Genomic DNA, 19769 nt, shown 5'->3' with positions numbered 1-19769 from the left:
CTTGACGAGTCAGTAACAACGAATGGTGCGTATGTGTTTATAGCTCAGCGCGTATACGCACTGTTCACGCCCAATAGTGCGTATGTGTTCGGGCGCGGAGTCGTTAATTCCTCCACATCCAGCCCCCAACGGCGTCTCATCCCCATGGACGACGTCGGTGCTATCGCCGCCACTGTTTGTGCCTCACCCTTGATTCATGAGCCAGTCAAGAAGCGCGAAGACCAAGGCCCTCGAGCGGGCAATGACAGTCCGCGGCGGGGTCGCACGGCGCAAGGACCTCGTGGCGGCCGGGTTTACCGCGTGGGATCTGGCGCAGGCGCAAACCATGGAGGTGGTGAGCAAGGTGGCCTCTGGCTACTACGCCCTGTCAGATGCCTCGCCTGTTGACGTCTGGCTGGCTCAACACCAAGCCAGACGGACTTGCCTGAGCAAGGTTGCCGACTTGGGACTTTGGCTGCTGAAAAAACCTGAACAAATCCATGTAGCGGCAGCCCATGGCAATAAAATTCCGGGCTTCGTAGTTCACCGAGCCAAAGGTGGCCAGACTCTTATGGACATCCTGCGACAGTGTGTGTGCTGCGGAAGTGAGCTGGAAGCCCTCGTCGTGCTGGAATCCGCGGTGGTGGACAAACAATGCACCATCGCCGATTTAAGAGACGAGTTTGTTCGAAGGCGCGACACCGCGGGGCGCGCTATCGTGGCCATGATTGATCCGCAGTCTATGTCCATCACCGAAACATGCGGGCGCTACCACTTGAAGGGTGCCGGCTATAACGTCCAAGGGCAGGCCTACATTCGCAGCGCCGGTCACTTGGATCTGCTGGTCGATGGAGTTCTGGGCATCGAGACGGACGGCGAAAAATATCACAATGATCCAAGGCAGTGGAAAGAAGATCTACGCAGGGACACCATGTATGTCCTCGAAGGGGTCTGGCGGCTAAGAATTCCGGCCGCAGTGGTGATGTACCAACCAGAACTCATGCTCAGCTGGGTCAAGCAAGCCCTAGCCATGATCGCTTCAAAGTGAGCCGGTTTTTGTGACCTTTGACACTCCGATGTGTAGATGGGGCAGAAATTAGTGCGGCGCCACGGCCCTCAACTCGCGCAACATGCCATGGCCGTGGCACACTATATTCTCGTGAGCTTCCGGCGGGAGCAGGTCGCTCATGGTCCGCCCTGGTGTAACGGCAGCACCCCAGCCTTTGGAGCTGTGGAGTACAGGTTCGAATCCTGTGGGCGGAACCACCTTCCAAACGGTCAGGCTTGTCGGCCGAGCAGGTACCTCGAGCAGGTACCATGGAACTGATTCCCATTGCGTACGTTTGACATCGGACTAGGGTCCGGGCAGGAGCGCCACTTAGTGAGCCCCCAAGACATCACCAGCAACAATCCGGCGGCTGTCATAGTCCTCGCTGCAGGCGCAGGCACTCGAATGAAGTCACGCACCCCCAAGATTCTTCACACCATCGGTGGTATTTCCATGGTGGGCCACGCGCTTGCGGCGGCCAAGGGGCTCAGCCCGGCCAAGCTGGCTGTGGTGGTGCGCCACGAGCGCGATCTCGTCGCAGCCCACATCGAGGCGCTGGATAGCACCGCTGATATTGTTGACCAGGATGGCATTCCCGGAACCGGCCGCGCCGTCCAGCAGGCCCTCGAGGCGCTCGACGCCCAGGCCCCCGTGGCAGGCACCGTGGTTGTCACTTACGGGGATGTTCCGCTGTTGACCACCGAGCTGCTGGCCGAACTCGTCGCCACGCACAACGCTGATTCCAACGCCGTCACCGTCCTGACCGCGGTCCTTGACGACGCAGCCGGTTACGGCCGGATCCTGCGCGATGCCACCGATGGCACCGTCCTGGGCATCCGTGAGCACAAGGACGCCACTGACGAAGAGCGTGAAATTCGTGAGATCAACTCCGGCATTTACGCCTTCGACGCCGCCGTCCTGCGCACCGCCCTGCAGAGTGTCACCACGGATAACAACCAGGGCGAGATGTACCTCACCGATGTTCTTTCCCTAGCAAGGAACGACGGCGGCCGGGTCGCCGCGGTCTCCACCTCCGACCGCTGGCAGGTTGAAGGCGCCAACGATCGCGTACAGCTCGCAGCGCTGGGCACCGAACACAACCGCCGCATAGTCGAAGGTTGGATGCGCGCAGGCGTGAGCATCATCGACCCCGCCACCACCTGGATCGACTCCACCGTGGAACTGGCCGAAGACGTCACTATCTTGCCCGGCACCCAACTGCACGGCACCACCACAGTGGCGCGCGACGCCGTCGTGGGTCCAGATTCCACACTGACGGATGTCCAGATTGCTGAGGGCGCCGAAGTGACGCGCACCCACGGAACCGGTGCCATCATCGGAGCCGGCGCTCACGTTGGCCCCTTCACGTATCTGCGTCCCGGCACCGTTCTGGGTGCCGACGGCAAGATTGGTGCGTTCTACGAAACCAAGAACGTCACGATCGGTCGAGGGTCCAAACTCTCGCACCTGGGCTATGCCGGCGACGCCGAGATTGGTGAGGACACCAATATTGGTTGCGGCAACATCACTGCAAACTTCGACGGCGTCAACAAGCACCGCACGGTCATTGGATCCGGTGTGCGCACGGGATCCAACACCGTATTCGTGGCCCCTGTGACAGTGGGGGACGGTGCCTTCACAGGCGCAGGCGCCATTGTCCGTAAGGACGTTCCCGCTGGCGCGCTCACCTTGACGGTGGCCCCGCAGCGCAACGCCGAAGGCTGGACCTCCGAGCACCGCCCGGGAAGCATCTCCGCGCAAGCCGCGGAAAATGCAAGCAACTAAAGCTTCTCACCAACCCCACCACTGCGAGAAAGTAAATCATGAGCGAACTAAGTCATAACGTCGACAGGAAACTGGTTCTGGCAACCGGCCGGGCACACCCGGAGCTGGCCGAGGAAGTGGCGCGTTGCCTGAACACCGAGTTGCTGCCGATGTCGGCGTACAACTTCGCCAACGGCGAGATCTACGTTCGCTCGGGGGAGAGCGTGCGCGGCAAGGAAGTGTTCATCATTCAGGCGCACCCGGCTCCGTTGAACAACTGGCTGATGGAGCAGCTCATCATGGTTGACTCCATGAAGCGCGCCTCGGCCGCTGCGATCACGGTCGTTGCACCGTTCTACCCGTACTCCCGCCAAGACAAGAAGGGCCGTGGGCGCGAGCCGATCTCGGCCCGTCTGGTTGCCGATCTGTACAAGACCGCTGGCGCGGACCGCATCATGAGCGTTGACCTGCACACCGCGCAGATCCAAGGCTTCTTCGACGGCCCGGTGGACCACTTGTTCGCCATCCCGCTGTTGGCAGAGCACATCCGCAACATTGTGGGCGACGACGAAGTCACCGTGGTCTCACCGGACACCGGCCGTGTACGCGTTGCTGAGCAGTGGGCCGAGCGTTTAGGTGGTGCCCCGTTGGCGTTCGTGCACAAGTCGCGTGACTTGACCATGCCCAACCAGGCCGTTTCCAAGACTGTTGTGGGACAGGTCAAGGGACGCACCTGCGTACTTATCGATGACATGATCGACACCGGTGGAACCATCGCCGGCGCCGTCCGCGTCCTCAAGGATGCCGGTGCCAAGGACGTTATTATCGCCGCCACGCACGCGGTGTTCTCCGATCCTGCCGCCGAGCGCCTCGCCAACTGTGGCGCCCGTGAAGTGGTTGTCACCAACACGCTGCCGATCCCGGAAGAGAAGCGTTTTCCGACCCTGACGGTGCTCTCCATCGCACCCCTGTTGGCCCGCGCTATCAAGGAAGTCTTCGAAGACGGTTCCGTTACTAGCCTGTTCGACGGCGACGCTTAACACTCGGTTTTTTGCTTGCCACACGGCCGCTTTCCTTCACGGGAGGCGGCCGTTTGTCTGTGCCCGCCCACCCCGACATGCCTACGCCGTACTCACTGCCCGGTGACATACCTCTTGCGCCACACCCTCACCCCCGATGCCGCACCCTCCCGCCCCGGTCCGTGGACACCCTATCCGTTGCCCACTGCCGCACTCCTCGCCTTACCTCATGCGCCGGACTGGTGACGGGCTTGGCGTATAAAAAACTTTGAGTTACAGCATGCGCTGGATTCAGATGTCAGCCCGGCGCATAAAGTAACGTTCGTTCCTCCACAGCCGGGTACTGGGCTGACCTATCCACAATCACGACGGCGGGGCTGCCGCGGCCGCCGTTGGATGGACACACTAGGGTGCATGACACTTTCAGCAGCAGCAAAGTACCGTTCTGTAGCGGATGAAGTTGCCTGGTTTGGCAAGGTCGCAAGAAGAAAGGACTTGTTGGTCAGGGGATGTACGGCCTGGAGTCTGAAGCAGGCCGTAAGCGCTGGAATTATCAGCCAGGTTGGACGTGGCTACTATGCGCTGCCGGATGCTGATCCGCTTGATATACACCTAGCCCTGTATCAGGCGCGGCGGACATGCTTCACCAAGGCAGAGCAGCTGGGGCTGTGGGTTATTAAACGGCCACTCTTTCCGCATGTTGCCGCAGCGCATGGCAGGCCAATTTCTGGGTGTGTGGTTCACAAAGTCAGTGGACCCCAGACCTTGATGGACATCCTGCGCCAATGCGTCAAGTGTGGCTCCGAGGTGGACGGCCTAGCAGCTCTAGAATCTGCAGTGGTCCTCAAGGAGTGCACCATCCCTGACCTTCGCGCCGAATTCACCAGGCGCGAAGACTCCGGTGCAAGGGCCATCATTGACATGATTGACCCACAAGCCATGTCCATCGCGGAAACCGTGGCCAGATACTACCTGCGCAAGGCCGGGCTTAACGTCCAAGGCCAGTTCTATGTCAAGGGTGTTGGCCATTTAGATCTATTGGTTGAAGGCCTTTTGGGTGTGGAAACTGACGGTGAGACCTACCACAATACAGAGAGCGGGTGGGCTGAGGATCTGCGGCGTGACAACCTGCTGGTGATCAAAGGTTTATGGTGCTTGCACATTCCTGCGAAGGTGGTGCTGGGGAACCCGGACGTCATGTTGGCATGGGTGCGAGAAGCGCTGGCGACGATCACTTCTGCGCCACACTGACGGAGGGATCCGGCGCATAACGTCACTGAACTTCCGGTATGCGCCACACTGAAAGTGAGTTGGGAGCATGGCCTTCCCGGCGCCGAACTGTTCATCAGTTGAGCGCATAGCAAAAGTAGGGTTCCATATCCAGCCGCCCAGCCCCGCACCCAGGCCAGCCGCACTTTGCTACCCTTCCGGTCTGCTAAACTTGTGCAGTAAACCTTGGCGAGGGACGCTTGAAAAAGTGTCCGTGATCGACTGGGTCCCACAGCTCCTGGCATTCATGTTGCGGATTGTGTTGACCTGTTTAGTCCACGCCCACCATGAAGAAGGAGCATTTTTTATGTCTGAATTGAGCCTCAACGGCGAACTGCGCAACGAATTCGGCAAGGGCGCGGCACGCCGCATCCGCCGTGCCAAGCAGATCCCTGCTGTTATCTACGGCCACGGCGCAGCCCCCCTGCACTTGGTTCTGCCGGAGCGCGAGACCGTTCGCGCCATCCGCGGTGCTAACGCTCTGCTGACCATCACCATCGACGGCGAAAAGCACCTCGCCTTGGTCAAAGACGTTCAGCGCGATCCCGTACTGCAGATCGTCGAGCACATCGACCTGCTGACCGTTAAGAAGGGTGAGCAGGTCATTGTTGATGTTCCCGTGCACCTCGTTGGCGAGCCTGCTCCCTCCATAGTTGTGAACCAGGAAGAAATGACCGTCAGCCTCTCCGCTGATGCAACCGACGTTCCTGTCCGCATCGAGTTCGACATCAATGGCCGCACCGCCAACGATCACGTCCACGCTTCTGACCTGGTTCTGCCTAAGGGCTCCACCTTGGTCACCGAAGGTACCTTGCTGATCGCTCACTTCGCTGAGCCGGTTGTTGCTGCTGAAGCTGACACCGAAGCTGCTGCTGAGTAATCAGCACCACTAATGAGTGAAACTTGGCTTGTAGTCGGGCTCGGGAATCCCGGGCCCGGCTACAGCCGTAACAGGCACAATATTGGCTACATGGTGGTTGAGGAACTTGCCTCCCGCCTTGGAGCCACTTTCAAGACCCATAAAGCTAAGGCTTTGGTGGCCACTGGTCGTCTAGCCATGGGCGGGCACAAGCTGATCTTGGCCAAACCCACCGTCTTCATGAACCTCAATGGAGGTCCGACGGCGGCACTCGCCAAGTTCTATAACCTCCCCGCCGCGAATGTCATCGCCGTCCATGACGAAATTGATATCCCCTTCGACACCGTCAAAGTGAAAATTGGTGGCGGAGAAGGCGGACACAACGGTCTGCGGGACATTTCCCGGACCTTGGGCACCAAGGACTATTACCGTGTGCGTGCAGGGGTAGGTCGCCCGCCTGGCCGCGCCGACGCCGCCAGCCATGTGTTGCGCGACTTTTCCACGATAGAAAACAAAACCCTCCCATTCCTGATCGATAACGCAGCTGACGCCGTGGAATTGTTGGTCGCCGAAGGACTTTTGGCCGCGCAGGGCAGATTCACCTAGCGTCCCGTTTAGCCACCCCACCTGAATGTGTCGCAGAGCACTGTTATACTCAGGCTTTAACGGGGAGGTGCGAAAGTTTGAGCAGGGCTAGCGTATGGGGAAACGCTGCACCACGACGTAAAAACGCTGGGCAGGAGCAGTCTCCACGGAGGGCTATGGGCGCCCAGGAACGGCGCCGGTGGTCCTCTCTTGTGCGGCAAGAAATTTTGGGCGCCATAGTTGCTCATCTTCACGACCCAGCCCTCTACGGCGCCGCTATCATTGGTCCCCGTGGAGTCGGAAAGACCACCATGGCTCACGGGGTTGAAGCCCGGATCCAAAGCACCACCCACGTGATCAATATATTTGGGACCGGATCTGCAACGGACTCGCCCTATGGTGCTTTGAGTGTCCTTATGGCGACACTCAGTGGCTATGAGTCTGAATCCCCGACCACCACCATGCATAAGCTAACTGAACTCATAAAACAGGAGGCCCAGGGACGGCCCACAGTCATCATGCTTGACGATCTTCCCGGGATCGACACAGAGAGTGTTGGCTTATTAGTACAGCTGTTGATGACCGGAACTGTGAAACTGCTGGTCATGGCCCGGAGCTTATCGGAACTTCCTGATGACTTGGCATGGATGATTAAGGACGGACGGCTAGCTACAGAACGCGTCAATGACTTCACGAGGGCAGAAACACGTACCCTGCTTAAGAAGGCGCTTGATGGTCCTGTGGCGGAGTCGGTGGTTTCGTCATTATTTGAGTTGAGCGCTGGTAATCCGTTGGTGCTTCAAGCCTTGGTGCATGAGAACCTCACCCGCGGCGCACTGCGGAAGCGCGGGGTGGTCTGGGTGTTGGAAGGCCCTAGACAGGAAGCGACAGAGAATATTCTGGACGATCTTGTTGAGGCCAGGCTCCTCGGGTTGCCACAGTCTGCCAGAACAGGCTTGGAGAAATTAGCACTTTTGCGAACGGTGTCATTGAGCGTTGCACTCCAAGTTTTGGGGACCGATGTAGTTTCAGAGCTGGAGGAACTCAGTCTCTTATCTGTCAGTCCGGGCCCGAACAGCCTCGTTTCTTTCACCGAGCCTTTCATGGGTGAGTCACTGAGAGAACGGCTGAGTCCCGTTGAAAAAGCGCAGCGGTTCCAAGAGATGTCTCATGTCATAACGCTAGACCCGGCGGCAGTGGACAAACATCATTTGCTGGCGTTTGCAGCTTGGGCGAACGACGCTGGACTGTCTCTGAAACCGAAAACTGCGCTGGCAGCAGCCCAAGCTGCCTTAGTGAGTTTTGATCCCCAACTTGCGCTGGCCTGCTCGGCTGGGATTCCTCGGGAGCATCCCCGCGCGGTAAAGGCGGCACAGATTCGAAGCCGGGCGTACCATCTTTTGGCCAACTATCCCTTGGCTGTCACCGCCCTAGATAGTATCGATCCGCAGAATCTAGCCCACTTATCTCTAAAAAAGTACTCATCCTGGGCTTGCGCCTTGATCAGTTCCTTGCTGTGGGTTCCAGAGGGCTACAGTCGGATTGAGGCAGTCCTGGCCGTTCTAGACGCACGCATAGCGGCAGCTCACACCGAAGCCGATCGCAAAGATGAAGATCTGAAAAAAGCCGAAAAATACCGTCGGCTTGCCTACTTTGAATTCCAAGTGCATCGCGGGGAGTTCGCTCTAGTGGCGCAAGAACTTGAGGATGGCAGTCGAGATCCCAGCGACAGGAGCTACCGGCTCAACTGTGCCAGTCTGCTGGTTCTGGTGTTGGCTGTAACGGGGCGTGAATTGGATGCTATTGCACTCTCGGAGGCTATCAATCTCGAGGCTGCGGAGTATGATCTCGTGCTGCGCATGCGGGAATGGAGCGTTCACGGAATAGTTTTTGGACTAATCTGGACTGGGCAATGGCGGGCCTGTGAGTCACTCGTAAAGCATGCGGCTGAGATCTCTTCCATGACACGGCACGGCGGCGGAGTCATGGAGTTGGCATTGGGAATCGTATACGCCTACACCGGACGAGCCGAACAAGCTGCGGACATGTTGCTCATTGCTGCAGCACAGTTAGAGGTTCGTGACACCTATAATAGTTCGGCTCTGGTTTACTCAGCTCTGGCTTTTTCCTGTGCACAGCTTGATGATCTTCCCAACGCCCACAGCTACTTGGCAAAAGCTCGAGAGCTCGAGCCGTGGACGCTTTGGGTGAACCGTTCCTTGGCCGAGTTTTTCCAACTCATGGCACTGCGGTGGTTCGAGGACCCGTCGGCTATCGAAAAATTGATGGCCCGTGGGGAAGCCGATCGGGCGAAGGGTCGTTTCGCCACAGCGTCCATGAATCTCTTTGGAGCTGCCACCTATGGCAAGGACGAGGTGTTCCTTTTGCTGGAGGAAGTCTCGCTTATGAGGCAAGGTCCCATGGCGGCTATCAAACTAGCCTTGGCACGCGCCTACCAGAGCCAAAGTGCTGCCATGGCCCTGGCGGCAGCGGATATGGCTCACAATCTGGAACTGCCCGCGGTTGAATCCCGGTGCGTCATCACGGCACTGGAAATAGCACATATTGCGGGGGACCTCACAGAGAGCCGTGAAGCTCAGCACAGGCTCGAACTTCTGGTTTCGCAGGTACCGGTCTTGCCGCTGGTGCCTAACAACTCCGTCGTTCCGCTCACTATGCGAGAACGGCAGATCGTGGCGCTGGCGAGCCGGGGACTGGCTAATCGGGAAATCGCCGACCGCATCGGCGTGTCCATCCGAACCGTTGAAGGCCACCTCTACCAAGTATTCGCAAAGCTGGGTATTACTTCTCGGTCCGAGCTTGAGCAGAGGAAGGACTAGCGGTGGGGGAAGAGGGCCGTCGTACGGAGCAGCAGATGCTCCTGAATCCGCCTTTCTGCCGTGGAGCTGAACTCGAGGATGTCATCTCAGCGATCCGGTCAGAGGGCAGTCGTGCCATCTTCATCACCTCGGAAAACGGTTTGGGTGCATCCACGATCCTGCGTGAGCTAACAACTGTGGCTCAGGTCCATGTGCCGGTGCTGAACATTCACAGCTCCCAGTCGCTGGCAAAAATCCCCTTTGGGGTGCTGGCGCCTTTCCTGACTGCTGCCGGCACGAGGGGAGCGAGTCTTCGTCTGGCCGTGCTGCGGGGTGTGTTGACGGAACTGAGACAGAAGCAGGATCTTCTGTCTCGGGGGGAGATGAACGGATTTGGCACTGTGAAGGGTTCGCTGATGCCGGTGGCTCTCCCTACCGATCCCGTCTTTGACAACACCTCGCACGAGCTACCAATCATCGTCATTGATGATGCACATTTGATGGACCCAGCCACTGCCGAACTGATCGTTAGTCTGGTGCGTTCCGGGACTGTGAATTTGGTGGCGTCCTATTCCAGTCGTCATGTTTTACCTGAACCGATGCCTAAGCTATGGGCTGATGGATTAGCGGAAGACATTGTGTTGCAGCCGCTAGACCGGGAGCAGGCACACGAGTTTTGTGAGAATTTGCTGAGTGGCCCGGTGCTACAGGCAACGGGCTGGCACTTTTGGTCTTCTTCGGGTGGCAACCCATTGTTCCTGCATTTGCTGGTGGTGCAGGCGTTGGAAGCCGGGGTTTTGGCAAGGCGTAGGGGTATCTGGACGGTGGATCCGAATACGCCTATTCGCAGCACCGGGTTAGAGGAGGCCGTCTTGCTCGAGCTGCGGGGCATCTCCCGGCCGGCATCGGAGGCTCTGAACTTGATTGCGCTGTCCCAACCAGTGGAGTTCTCCGTTGTTGAAGCGTTGACCGGTAAGGCCCAGATCCAGGAGCTATTGGATTCATCATTGATACGTTTTGTTCGGCCACCCACAGCACTGCTTGCACTGGCGAACCCTATATTCGGGGATGTCGTGCGGGAATTGGTTCCCTTGTCGCAGAGTCGCGTGCTTCACGAACGGCTGATTCGTCAGATCCAAGACAACCCAGTAGACAAGGAAGCGCTCCTGCGCCGCGTGGTCTGGGCCGTTGAGGTTGGAATTGAGGTACCAGCCGACCGCTTATTGACAGCCGCAGTTTTGGCTAGCAAATTATTCCAGTCACACACGGCGCTGGAGCTGGCCAACCAGATTCGCGGAGAAGACCATCGGCTGAGGGCGAATATGGTCAAGGCTCGTGCGTATTACAACCTTGGTGACTATCAAAGTGCCCTCTCGCAGACACAGACAGCTTTTCAACGTGGCGGCAGTCTTGGAGAGTTGCTGTTTGGCAGTCTGTTGCGTGCATCCACGAGAGCGGCCTTGGGTATGCCGGTCGAGTTGCTGGTGGCTGATGCGAATGCACTCCGTAACCGCGGGACAGCATTGGCCCAGAAGAATGCCGCTGACAGTGAGACTATTATGGCGCTCAGCGAGTCCGGCGCATTGCTGATTGAGCTCTTGGCGCTTTCTCGGAAAGGCCGTTATTCGGACATGACTGAACCGATGACGTGGCTGACGGAGTCTCATGGGATTTCGCCGGAGGTGGTCAAGCTCAACCGCACCATGGTCCTCACCATGGAATCTGAGCGGCTCAGTGCGCAAGGTTTTCCTGTGCAGGGGATGGCTAAGGCAGCTGAGGCTTTCGCCATTGAGCACGCGGAGGAAAGTGACGTGTTCTTTCTGCCCGAAAGCATCTTGCTGCGTCATTTGGCTGCCGCGATGTGCTGCGGTGACTGGTCGGCGGCCACGAAGGTGCTGGAGGAGTTCTCCTTGGAAGCCGGCCCTGTGGTCTTCTCCTTTGGTGGCGGTGCCAATGTGGTTCGAGGCATGGCTTTTCTTAGAAGTGGCAGAATTTCCGATGCCCTGGAGGTGCTGCTCACCGGCATCGATGCCCTCCAGCAGAGTGACCCGCAACAATTATTGGGCTTCTGCACTGCTATGGCGGCCTATGCCGCAGCCAAGATGAGAAATCTGACACTGGCTCAGCAGCTGATGGATTCATACGTTGAGGGACGATGCCTATTCTTAGTCGTTTCCCATGAACGTGCCTATTTGGCGGCGGCAAAATACTTATTGAAGCACGACGCCGGGGCCCCGGTTGAGCTGTTGGCGCTTGCTGATGGGGCACTCGTCGACCGCTCCAGTACATTAGAGCTCAATGCCCTGGCGCTCATTTTGGAACTCGGCGATGTGAGTGTGGCACCCAGGCTGGAGCGAGTGGCGGCCGGAGTCGAAGGCCAATGGGCGCGTGCTATGTGCACTTATGCCCGGGCGTTGCAGGACATGGATGGACAGCAATTGGCTTTGTCGGGTGAGGTTCTCAGCACGGCCGGACTGTTCGGGTTTGCCAAGCAGGCGCTGGAATTATCAGTCAAACGCTTAGTGGAGGGCGGCTTCAGAGCCCAGATAAGAAGCGTCAAATCACGGCTACTGCAAGTCGAGGAGAACTTGGGCCAGCAGGGCCCTGAAAGAGCGCAACCGGACACGTCGGCAGATTCGCTTCAGGAGTCACCGGCGCAGCTGACGCGCCGAGAAAAGGAGATTTCCCGTTTGGCCGCTCAGGGACTTACAGATAGAGAGATCGCCGAGGAATTGGTACTTTCGCTCCGAACTGTGGAGGGGCACCTTTACCGTGTCTACGCCAAGCTGAATATTTCCAGTCGCGAAGAACTACCTGATCTGATCAAGTAGTCCACCAATGCAAACTACGTGCTTTCACCCGTGAATAGATTAACCACTCTACTCGCATGCTTAAAACCTGAGTGTTGTAACCGAGTGTAAGTAGCACCAAGCGATCGTGGACGTGCCGCCTCTCAGATCATCGATGTCAGCCATGCCATGCCTTGTCCTAGTTGGTAGCGGGGCCTGGCGGGCAGTGCTGAGAGCTGGCACTTTAGAGTGATTCCAACGTATTTGGACTGAGTACACCTGCTGGCAAAGCCCCATTAACTACGCGGAACATGAGTACTCACTACGGATGTTTCGGAGCTGCCCGACTTGTACTGTGAAGGCACCAGAAGAAATGATTCGTCGTCAAAGGTCTCAGCACATGTCTCATTCAGTCTTGGAATCCCAGCTTGCTGGTGGTATTCCGGAAGTAATATCTAACGGGGATTTTCAGGTAAGTGATGCTGCTCTGCACATCCGTCCCGCCTTGGTAGCCTCAGTCACCAACGCATTACGCAGCCTGGAACATTGCGGCGCTCTCTTGATCGGCGACCATGGGGTCGGAAAGACCTTCATTGCCCGTCAGGCTATGGAAGAACTGACCGGGCAGTGCCTCATGGTCTCTTTGCGGGGGAGTGAAGCTACCTCGGGCATCGCTTTTGGGGCGTTGGCACCCCTCATGGGCGCCATCGAAGACCCCCAGCGAGACAACCCCTTGGCCGTGCTGCGTGACATTACGCGAGAGCTTGATAGGCGAGCCAACGGACGGGCCGTCATCATTTTTCTTGACAACATCCAGTTCCTTGACACTTATTCAGCGATGATTGTTGGCCAACTCGTCTCGAACAGAACAGCCAGACTATTGCTAGCGTGTGATTCACTAGCGTCTGCTCCTCAAGAAATCGTCGGGTTGTGGAGAGACGGGATGCTCATCCGAGTTGATGTGCCCTCATTCTCGGAGGAGGAAACCAGACAATGGCTGCGTGCGCTCTTACAAACACCCATATCGGAAGCCGCCACCATGGCTTTGTGGGTTGCAAGCAGAGGTAACCCACGACTTCTCTATGCAGTGTTGCTGGAACAAATCGAGGCCAAGACCTTGACTAAAAGTGATGGGGTTTGGGTACTGACAGGTGCTGCTTTTGCTTGCACTGGAAATACTGCCGACACCATCTTGGCCTCTGTCGTGTCTCTGCCAGCTGAAGAACGTCAGGTGGCAGAGGTGTTGGCGCTCTCGGGCGGCATGTCCATCGACCACCTGATGAGCTTCTGCGACCCTGCTGCAGTTGATTCACTGCAGCAACGTGGGTATTTGACGTTGTCTCATGGTGAAAGTGGTGGAGCCCAGCTGGCCGGCAAGCTGCTCGCTGAGGTATTGGCAGAACAAGTGACAGTGGGGCGCAGCCGAGAACTGTACCAATTGGTAACCCGGGTGGCCGGTGACAACGACACAAGCAGCACTTCACGTGTGGCCATGGCCGTATGGGCTATTGATTGCGGCCATCAGCTTGATCTTGAACAAACGCTTGCAGCTGCCCGTATAGCCACCAACATTGGTCGGCCCGAACAGGCGTTGCATATTCTGGAAGCGCTCCATGGACATGCCCACGATTTTGCCGTCGGCCTCCAACAAGCCCGAGCCCATATGGCCATGGGCGAAATGGGCCGATCCAAAACCATCATTAACCAATTGAAAATCCGCCAGGACAAGGCCACAGAGGCGCAGCGGCTGGAATTATTGCTGCTCCACAGCCGGCTTCCCGACGGAACAGCCCAAGGTATTGGTGATTCCAACACTGTTTTGGAAGAGACCACTCGTGCCTTAGACGGCGCCGTCCCGGGCCATGGCCCAGACGATGCGGAGGTGCGCAGACTCCAAGAACAGCTAAAACTAGCGTTAGCAGAACGTGCCATGCACGAAGGACGCTACATAGAGGTCGAGAGTAAACTCAAAGAACTCTATGCATCTGACGCGATGCTCACCACCAAGCGAATGGCAGCCCTGTGGCTGATGGAGATCTGCACTCTGACGGGGCGGATCATGGATGCAAACCAGCTCGCAGCAGAAATCGACTTCTACGACGTCATCGGGGATGAACCTGCGGGTACGCGTGAACACTACGGATCTGCCTTGATCGGCGCCGTGACCACATCGTTGTTGGCTGCCAAAACGGGAGCACACAAATGGAATGAATCGGCTGGCATGTTCAACCGCTCCAAGGAGACCTCCCTGGAGGAACTGGTCTATGGGCTGAACTTGGCTTACCACGGCTGCAGCGACAAGGCACTCTTTGCGCTGATTTCTGCAGCCAGCCAGCTCGACCGGTTGGGTGAACACGGTGCGGCCTCACTGGCCCGCTCCGCCCAAGGATACGTTCACGCGCTTAAGGGTGAAAGCGATGCAGCGCAGGAGTGTCTCAGACGTGGCCGGTCGGTTAAGGGAACCAGCTCACGACTGATTTCAATCGCCAATGCCTATTTTCAGGTCATGACCGTCGCGGAGCTGGACTTGGGAGAAAAAGCTATTGTCAAACTCTTTGCGCTCGCTGATGAAGAACGAAGGTTTAGAACTGTCGGTGTAGAACTGGCTTTCGTTTCCTCAGCTGTCCGGCTCGGCAACATCTCTGGGGCGCAACGGCTGATCGAACTAGCTGACCGGGTACAAGGGGAGCAGGCACGGATCTTTGCAAGCTTTGCTCGCGGGCTGCTGGCCCAGGACGCGTCGACACTGATTGCCGCTGCCGAGTCCGCATTAGCTCAGGGCGATCACATACTGGCACGGGATGTGTCCCGGGCTGCGCTGAAGATTGCCAGGGAAAGTTTGGATAAGGTCCATATGCGCATGGCCCAGCAGCTGATCCGCACCTCGGTGCTTTCCTTGGGGCGGGTGCAGCCCAGCACCGAGGATGGGCAGGTGCTTACTCTGAGAGAGCAGGAAATTGCCATCCAGGCTGCCGATGGGGCGAGCAACAAGGCGATTGCGGCGAAGATGCATATTTCCGTACGGACCGTTGAAGGCCACCTCTACCAGGTGTACGCCAAACTCCAAGTCACCTCACGAGCAGAGCTTCGAGAAACACTGGCTTAGCCTACCGGGCCCCGTCAACGAGGCTCTCGGTGGGGCTAGCCACGCTCTCAAGGCACTGCATGATTCGTGCTACTGCCGCCGCAACCGTCATGAGGTTAGTGTCTAGGTCAAGGCAAGCATTGAGAGGCACCTCGTAGGGGGCATCCACGCCTGTGAAGTTCTTTAGTTCGCCCCGACGTGCGCGGGCGTAGAGACCCTTGCGATCCCGTGATTCACAGACAGCTAGTGGTGTAGAAATGTGGACAAGCACAAATCGACCAACGGCTTCGATCATGTTGCGCACTTCTTGCCGGGTTTGTTCATACGGTGCGATCGGTGCGCAGACCACAATGCCGCCAGCTTGAGCTATAAGTGATGCGACCCAGCCCAGCCGGCGGATATTTGCCTCACGTTCTTCAGGGGAAAATCCCATGCCGGGGGATAGAATCCGCCGGACGTCGTCGCCGTCGAGCAAGGTAATGGGCCGGGTGGAACGAGTTTGCAGTGTTTCCACCAAAGCTCTCGCTACTGTTGACTTTCCGGAACCCGAAAGTCCAGTCATGAAGATGACAGTCCCGCGCAGGCTTGACGCGCTGGGACTCTCAACCCGCCCGGCGGACGAGGGAAGTGCAGTTGTGTTTGCTTCCTTTGAATTCAGGAAGTCCCAGATACCGGCGGGGCTCAAATTGTGTAAGGCTTGCCGATATTTCGATGTGGCCTCCTCGCCTTCCGGTGTCGGCAGCACCAGCAGTCCGACGGTCGTATCGGGTAGCTGTGCTGCGACTGCCCGCAACTGATCCAGCAGTGGCATGACAGTGTAGTCCCCGTGTGGCTGAGGACCGCAGACAGCCACCAATACCAAGTGCTTACGCAATTTCGTGGCCTCAGCAACAACCTTTGCCAGATCTGGCAGACGCGGCGACGAAGAGAAAGCGGCTACGAGCGTTGTGTCAGGTTGATGTACCAGGGGAGAGGTGATCCGTAGATTTCTGGCAGGAGGGTGCTCGGTGGGATGCAGCACGCTAACGAGTCCGGCGACGTAGGCCATGCCGCCCCCAGCCTCCGCTGTGGCAGTGACATGTACGCGAAATACCGGCGTCCCGTCAGTGTCCGTAATGGTCAGCGCCTCATGTTCCAGAGCCGATAGAGCGAGAGTATCGCTTGTTTGGAGAAGGAACGGAGCAGGCCAATCGCTGGGCACCTGATCTGGCAGACAGTAGCCGTTGGCTGGGGCATATAGTCCACCGGCCAACAGCTCCAGTTCGTCCAATGCGGCACCGATAAGGACAACACTGGGTAGGACGGTTGAGATCGGCAGGTGAGTTTTCATGAGTCTCGTCAATCTACTTGTGTATAGCATTCTCGTGAGCACTGCGCACACGGCGTATGTCTGAAGTGGCAAGGGCAGGAAGACCATGCTGTCGGCGTAGCAGCATCCATGCCACGGGCGCCAAGAGCAGTGCGACGACGAGAATCGAGATGGTCGTCAGATTGTCAACATTGAGCATTTTCAAACCGGAAGCCAGTAAGACGAAGGCCAAGGCACGCCGGATGAAGCCGCCCGTGAGACGGCTGGAAAGCTGGGCGCCTAGGTAGACACCTGGGATACTGCCAATCAACAAAGGAAGGGTGAGCCCTAGATCCAAGTCACCAAAAAAGGCGTGTCCTATCGCAGCGGACGCCACCAAAGGAACCGCTTGAAAGAGGTCCGTGCCGACAAGCTGGTTAGCTTTCAGCGCCGGGTAGAGCATCATCAAGCCGATGATAATGATGGAGCCTGAGCCAACCGAGGTCATTCCCACAATGAGTCCTCCAATGATTCCCAAGATGATAGTGGGAACTGGACGAATGCGCGGCGGCTCATCAGAGTTGCTGATGGCAGGGACCTTTCCGCTACGTCTTTTGGCCCGATCCACCATCTTCAGATAGGAACGTACGGCCAATAAAGTAGCTGAAATGAGCAGCGCTATTCCCAAAGCAAGTTTCACACCGTTTTGCACGGACTGGCCTGGTCCCATCCATTTGAGGATGAGTACACCACAGAAGGCAGAGGGGACTGATCCCACAACCAGCCAAAACACAACGCGCATATTGACGGTCTTGTTTCGCCAGTGAACCCACGATCCAATCGGTTTCATGACAGCGCTAGCGACCAGATCACTCGACACTGCGGCTAGGGGTGGGACACCAAAAAGCAACACGAGTACAGGAGTCATCAGCGCGCCACCACCCATCCCCGTCAGTCCGACGACGATGGCGACACAGAATGCGGCAAGTACTAACCAAAGGTCCATAGCCACATATAGTGCCACTGTGCCCGTGCTGACAACAGACGTAGTCGCCGGGCGCAGCAAGTGTAGGAAAAATGAATTACACAGTAGTCAAGTAGGGAAAGTAAGTATTCGCCACCCTCGCCGAAAAACACGCTGAGACCTAGTGTTGCCGATATACAGCGGAGCTCGTTCTCGCTCATCTCTTTTAAGGAGGGCTACTGTGCATGTCACTGCCAAGGCGGACTATGCCTTGAGGGCGTTAGTAGGCCTTTCGCTGCGCCAGGGAGAGATGGTCACCAGGGACGCACTTGCCGCAGAACAGCAGATTCCGGCAAAGTTTCTCGAATCGATTTTGGCCGAGCTGACACGCAGCGGATTGTTGATTGCTAAACGAGGTGTTAGAGGCGGTTACCTGCTCGGCCGAACCGCTTCGGAGATTTCCGTGGCCGACGTGATTCGAGCCGTTGACGGGCCGCTGGCTGGTGTGCGCGGGCTCCGGCCCGAGGATGTGGAATATCCAGAGTCAAGTTCCAGTATTCGCGATGTGTGGGTGGCGGTGCGTGCAAGTATTCGCACAGTCCTCGAGCAGACCACTCTTGCCGACATTGCTAGCAAACAGCTTCCAGCAGACGTCGCTGAACTACTCCAGGTCAAAGGAGCATGGCAACGGCGTTAGCCAGTTCAGGCGTCGGTGATGGTCGATGATGTGGTTGGCGTCAGTGGCGGGTCATAACCTGTCTGAGCCGCCGGAGCGCAATGGGGCCGGTGTGACTACCCGCGAGGTGTTCCAGTTCGTCCTGCAGCTTTTGGCCGGCAATTTCCGGATGGGAGGTGCGAGGCGGCGTACGGACACTTTCTGGATGGAGCAGAGCTGCATCCAGTGCACGGAATAGTTCTTGAGGCGACTCCGCAGCAATAGCCTCACCTGCCTTGGCCATCGTCCGAGTAAACGCAATCTGGTGCCCATCCACAACCTCGTGAAGCTCCGGACGGCGGGGAACGGCTATCGGGATGTGACCGACGGATCTGGCATCAAGAATAGATCCTGGCCCACCCTGGACTACTACTACGGTTGCGTTTTCGTAGAGGAGGAGGAGCTCCGGGCGCGGCATCCGATCTCTAGCCGCCGCGAGCACTGGTTGCCGGCTTGCTCCGTGCTGGATCAGGCAGGCAGGAGGATGCTTAGCTAAGCTGAGCCACTCTTCAATCCAGTCAACGAGCCTGTCGAACTTGTGATGATCGGTCCCCAGCGAGACAACAATCGTGGGCTGCTCTAGGTCGTTTGTCACAGCAGTTGACCGATGTTAACAGCCTCAGGATAGTAGGCAAGCTGTTCATCCCACTGCACGCAAAACAGATCCGACATCGGGTAGCAGATGCGCCCGCTGAGGGTCGGCATCGTGATGCGATCGAAGCACTCTATATATACGGTCTTGATGCCAAGCAGTCTCGCGACAATAAAGAAGGGGACGCTGACCGCAGCCCCGGCAGAAATGACCACATCAGGGCGGTTCTTTTTGAGAGTTGGCCAAGCCAGTAGAAGATTGCGGAATGCGTTGGGCAGATTTCTTGTCGTTGGGAAGTGGCACCAGGTGACATCTTCACCTTCGAGAACGGCTTCAACCTCCGGGCGCCGGAATGTCACCCAACTTCTGGCATTGTTTTCCCACCAGCTTTCCAGGGCTACCAGCTGAGCCAGGTGTCCCCCTGCTGAAGCAACGAACATCAATTTCATTTTGAGTCCTTCCCCCGGGCGTCGGCACGTCGACGCTCCTGATACTGACCGGCGCCGCCAACAACAATGTGGCGCGAATCAGGTCGATGATGTCACTGAGCCTAGATCCGTACGGGTTAGAGCGCCCGAGTACCAAATACCTGATTGCGTACCAGGATTACCCGGCATGAAGGCTGAGGGTGGTGGGACCCCACATAGGCACGTATTTCACGCCAAGTCCAAGTAGTACATTCGGGTGTCGACGTTTTTCCCGGGTACCTTCGGCGCCAATCTCCGTAATGCCTACCCGTGCGCCTGTGCTCGAGGCTTTCTAGGCTTCTAGTTGTGGGACGCGTTGATCAGTGCTGAACAGAATTGTTCTGCTGGATCGTGTTCGCATTCCTTAAACGTTTGCCTAATAGCTAGGTAAACAGTCAGTACCGGTCTCCCCCTGGTCGGGAGCCGGCGGTGGAGGTGTCGTCTGAGACCGCGACACCACCCCCAGCCGCCGTCGGCTTCCTCAATAGTCTCGTCCATGAGTAGTACGTAGGCCTTGAATCACAAAT

At 57.5% G+C, this 19769-nt stretch carries 14 protein-coding genes and 1 tRNA gene; 11 read left to right on the top strand and 4 right to left on the bottom strand.

Going from position 1 to position 19769, the window contains the following annotated elements; translation table 11 throughout:
- Positions 1–196: 196 nt before the first annotated feature.
- The 10 genes from AB0P14_RS01660 to AB0P14_RS01615 all read left to right on the top strand — a co-directional run bounded on the left by AB0P14_RS01660 (position 197) and on the right by AB0P14_RS01615 (position 15237).
- Positions 197–1027, top strand: a complete 831-nt coding sequence (locus AB0P14_RS01660; protein WP_363836859.1) for a hypothetical protein — start codon at positions 197–199, stop codon at positions 1025–1027.
- Between the two features lie 143 nt (positions 1028–1170).
- A tRNA-Gln gene (locus AB0P14_RS01655) sits at positions 1171–1245 on the top strand.
- Between the two features lie 115 nt (positions 1246–1360).
- Positions 1361–2812: a bifunctional UDP-N-acetylglucosamine diphosphorylase/glucosamine-1-phosphate N-acetyltransferase GlmU gene (gene glmU, locus AB0P14_RS01650; protein WP_363836857.1), complete on the top strand. Its 1452-nt coding sequence runs from the start codon at positions 1361–1363 to the stop codon at positions 2810–2812.
- A 38-nt stretch (positions 2813–2850) separates the two neighbouring features.
- Complete coding sequence (locus tag AB0P14_RS01645) at positions 2851–3831, top strand: ribose-phosphate diphosphokinase (protein ID WP_363836855.1); 981 nt, start codon at positions 2851–2853, stop codon at positions 3829–3831.
- Between the two features lie 393 nt (positions 3832–4224).
- The gene (locus AB0P14_RS01640; RefSeq protein WP_363836853.1) at positions 4225–5061 is read left to right on the top strand and encodes a hypothetical protein; all 837 of its coding nucleotides are present in this window, start codon (positions 4225–4227) and stop codon (positions 5059–5061) included.
- Between the two features lie 325 nt (positions 5062–5386).
- Positions 5387–5959: a 50S ribosomal protein L25/general stress protein Ctc gene (locus AB0P14_RS01635; protein WP_363836852.1), complete on the top strand. Its 573-nt coding sequence runs from the start codon at positions 5387–5389 to the stop codon at positions 5957–5959.
- Positions 5960–5971: 12 nt separating this feature from the next.
- Entirely contained in the window at positions 5972–6544 is a 573-nt protein-coding gene (pth, locus tag AB0P14_RS01630; protein ID WP_363836850.1) for an aminoacyl-tRNA hydrolase, read from the top strand.
- A 155-nt stretch (positions 6545–6699) separates the two neighbouring features.
- The gene (locus tag AB0P14_RS01625) at positions 6700–9363 is read left to right on the top strand and encodes a LuxR C-terminal-related transcriptional regulator (RefSeq protein WP_363836849.1); all 2664 of its coding nucleotides are present in this window, start codon (positions 6700–6702) and stop codon (positions 9361–9363) included.
- 35 nt (positions 9364–9398) lie between these two features.
- The gene (locus tag AB0P14_RS01620; protein ID WP_363836848.1) at positions 9399–12173 is read left to right on the top strand and encodes a LuxR C-terminal-related transcriptional regulator; all 2775 of its coding nucleotides are present in this window, start codon (positions 9399–9401) and stop codon (positions 12171–12173) included.
- 358 nt (positions 12174–12531) lie between these two features.
- On the top strand, positions 12532–15237 hold the full coding sequence (locus tag AB0P14_RS01615) for a LuxR C-terminal-related transcriptional regulator (RefSeq protein ID WP_363836847.1): 2706 nt from the start codon (positions 12532–12534) through the stop codon (positions 15235–15237).
- Between the two features lies 1 nt (position 15238).
- Here the strand turns inward: AB0P14_RS01615 and cysC are convergent, their stop codons facing one another.
- Positions 15239–16546: an adenylyl-sulfate kinase gene (gene cysC, locus AB0P14_RS01610; RefSeq protein ID WP_363836846.1), complete on the bottom strand. Its 1308-nt coding sequence runs from the start codon at positions 16544–16546 to the stop codon at positions 15239–15241.
- A 13-nt stretch (positions 16547–16559) separates the two neighbouring features.
- Positions 16560–17510 carry a sulfite exporter TauE/SafE family protein gene (locus AB0P14_RS01605; RefSeq protein WP_363836845.1) on the bottom strand — a complete coding sequence of 317 codons (951 nt, stop codon included), beginning with the start codon at positions 17508–17510 and terminating at the stop codon, positions 16560–16562.
- A gap of 199 nt (positions 17511–17709) precedes the next feature.
- Here AB0P14_RS01605 and AB0P14_RS01600 point away from each other — a divergent pair, with 199 nt between their 5' ends.
- Complete coding sequence (locus tag AB0P14_RS01600; protein ID WP_363836843.1) at positions 17710–18165, top strand: Rrf2 family transcriptional regulator; 456 nt, start codon at positions 17710–17712, stop codon at positions 18163–18165.
- A gap of 40 nt (positions 18166–18205) precedes the next feature.
- Here AB0P14_RS01600 and AB0P14_RS01595 read toward each other — a convergent pair whose 3' ends face one another.
- Both AB0P14_RS01595 and pssD read right to left on the bottom strand, forming a co-directional pair.
- Positions 18206–18778 (bottom strand): glycosyltransferase, encoded by a 573-nt coding sequence (locus tag AB0P14_RS01595; RefSeq protein ID WP_363836842.1) that lies wholly within the window; start codon positions 18776–18778, stop codon positions 18206–18208.
- The gene (pssD, locus tag AB0P14_RS01590) at positions 18775–19224 is read right to left on the bottom strand and encodes a PssD/Cps14F family polysaccharide biosynthesis glycosyltransferase (RefSeq protein WP_363836841.1); all 450 of its coding nucleotides are present in this window, start codon (positions 19222–19224) and stop codon (positions 18775–18777) included. The genes AB0P14_RS01595 and pssD overlap by 4 nt, the downstream gene beginning before the upstream one ends.
- Positions 19225–19769 lie beyond the last annotated feature (545 nt).

Source organism: Specibacter sp. NPDC078709 (genome assembly GCF_040686795.1).
GTDB lineage: Bacteria > Actinomycetota > Actinomycetes > Actinomycetales > Micrococcaceae > Specibacter.
The sequence above is the reverse complement of the archived record's forward strand: the minus strand, read 5'-3'. Positions and strand labels throughout refer to the sequence as shown.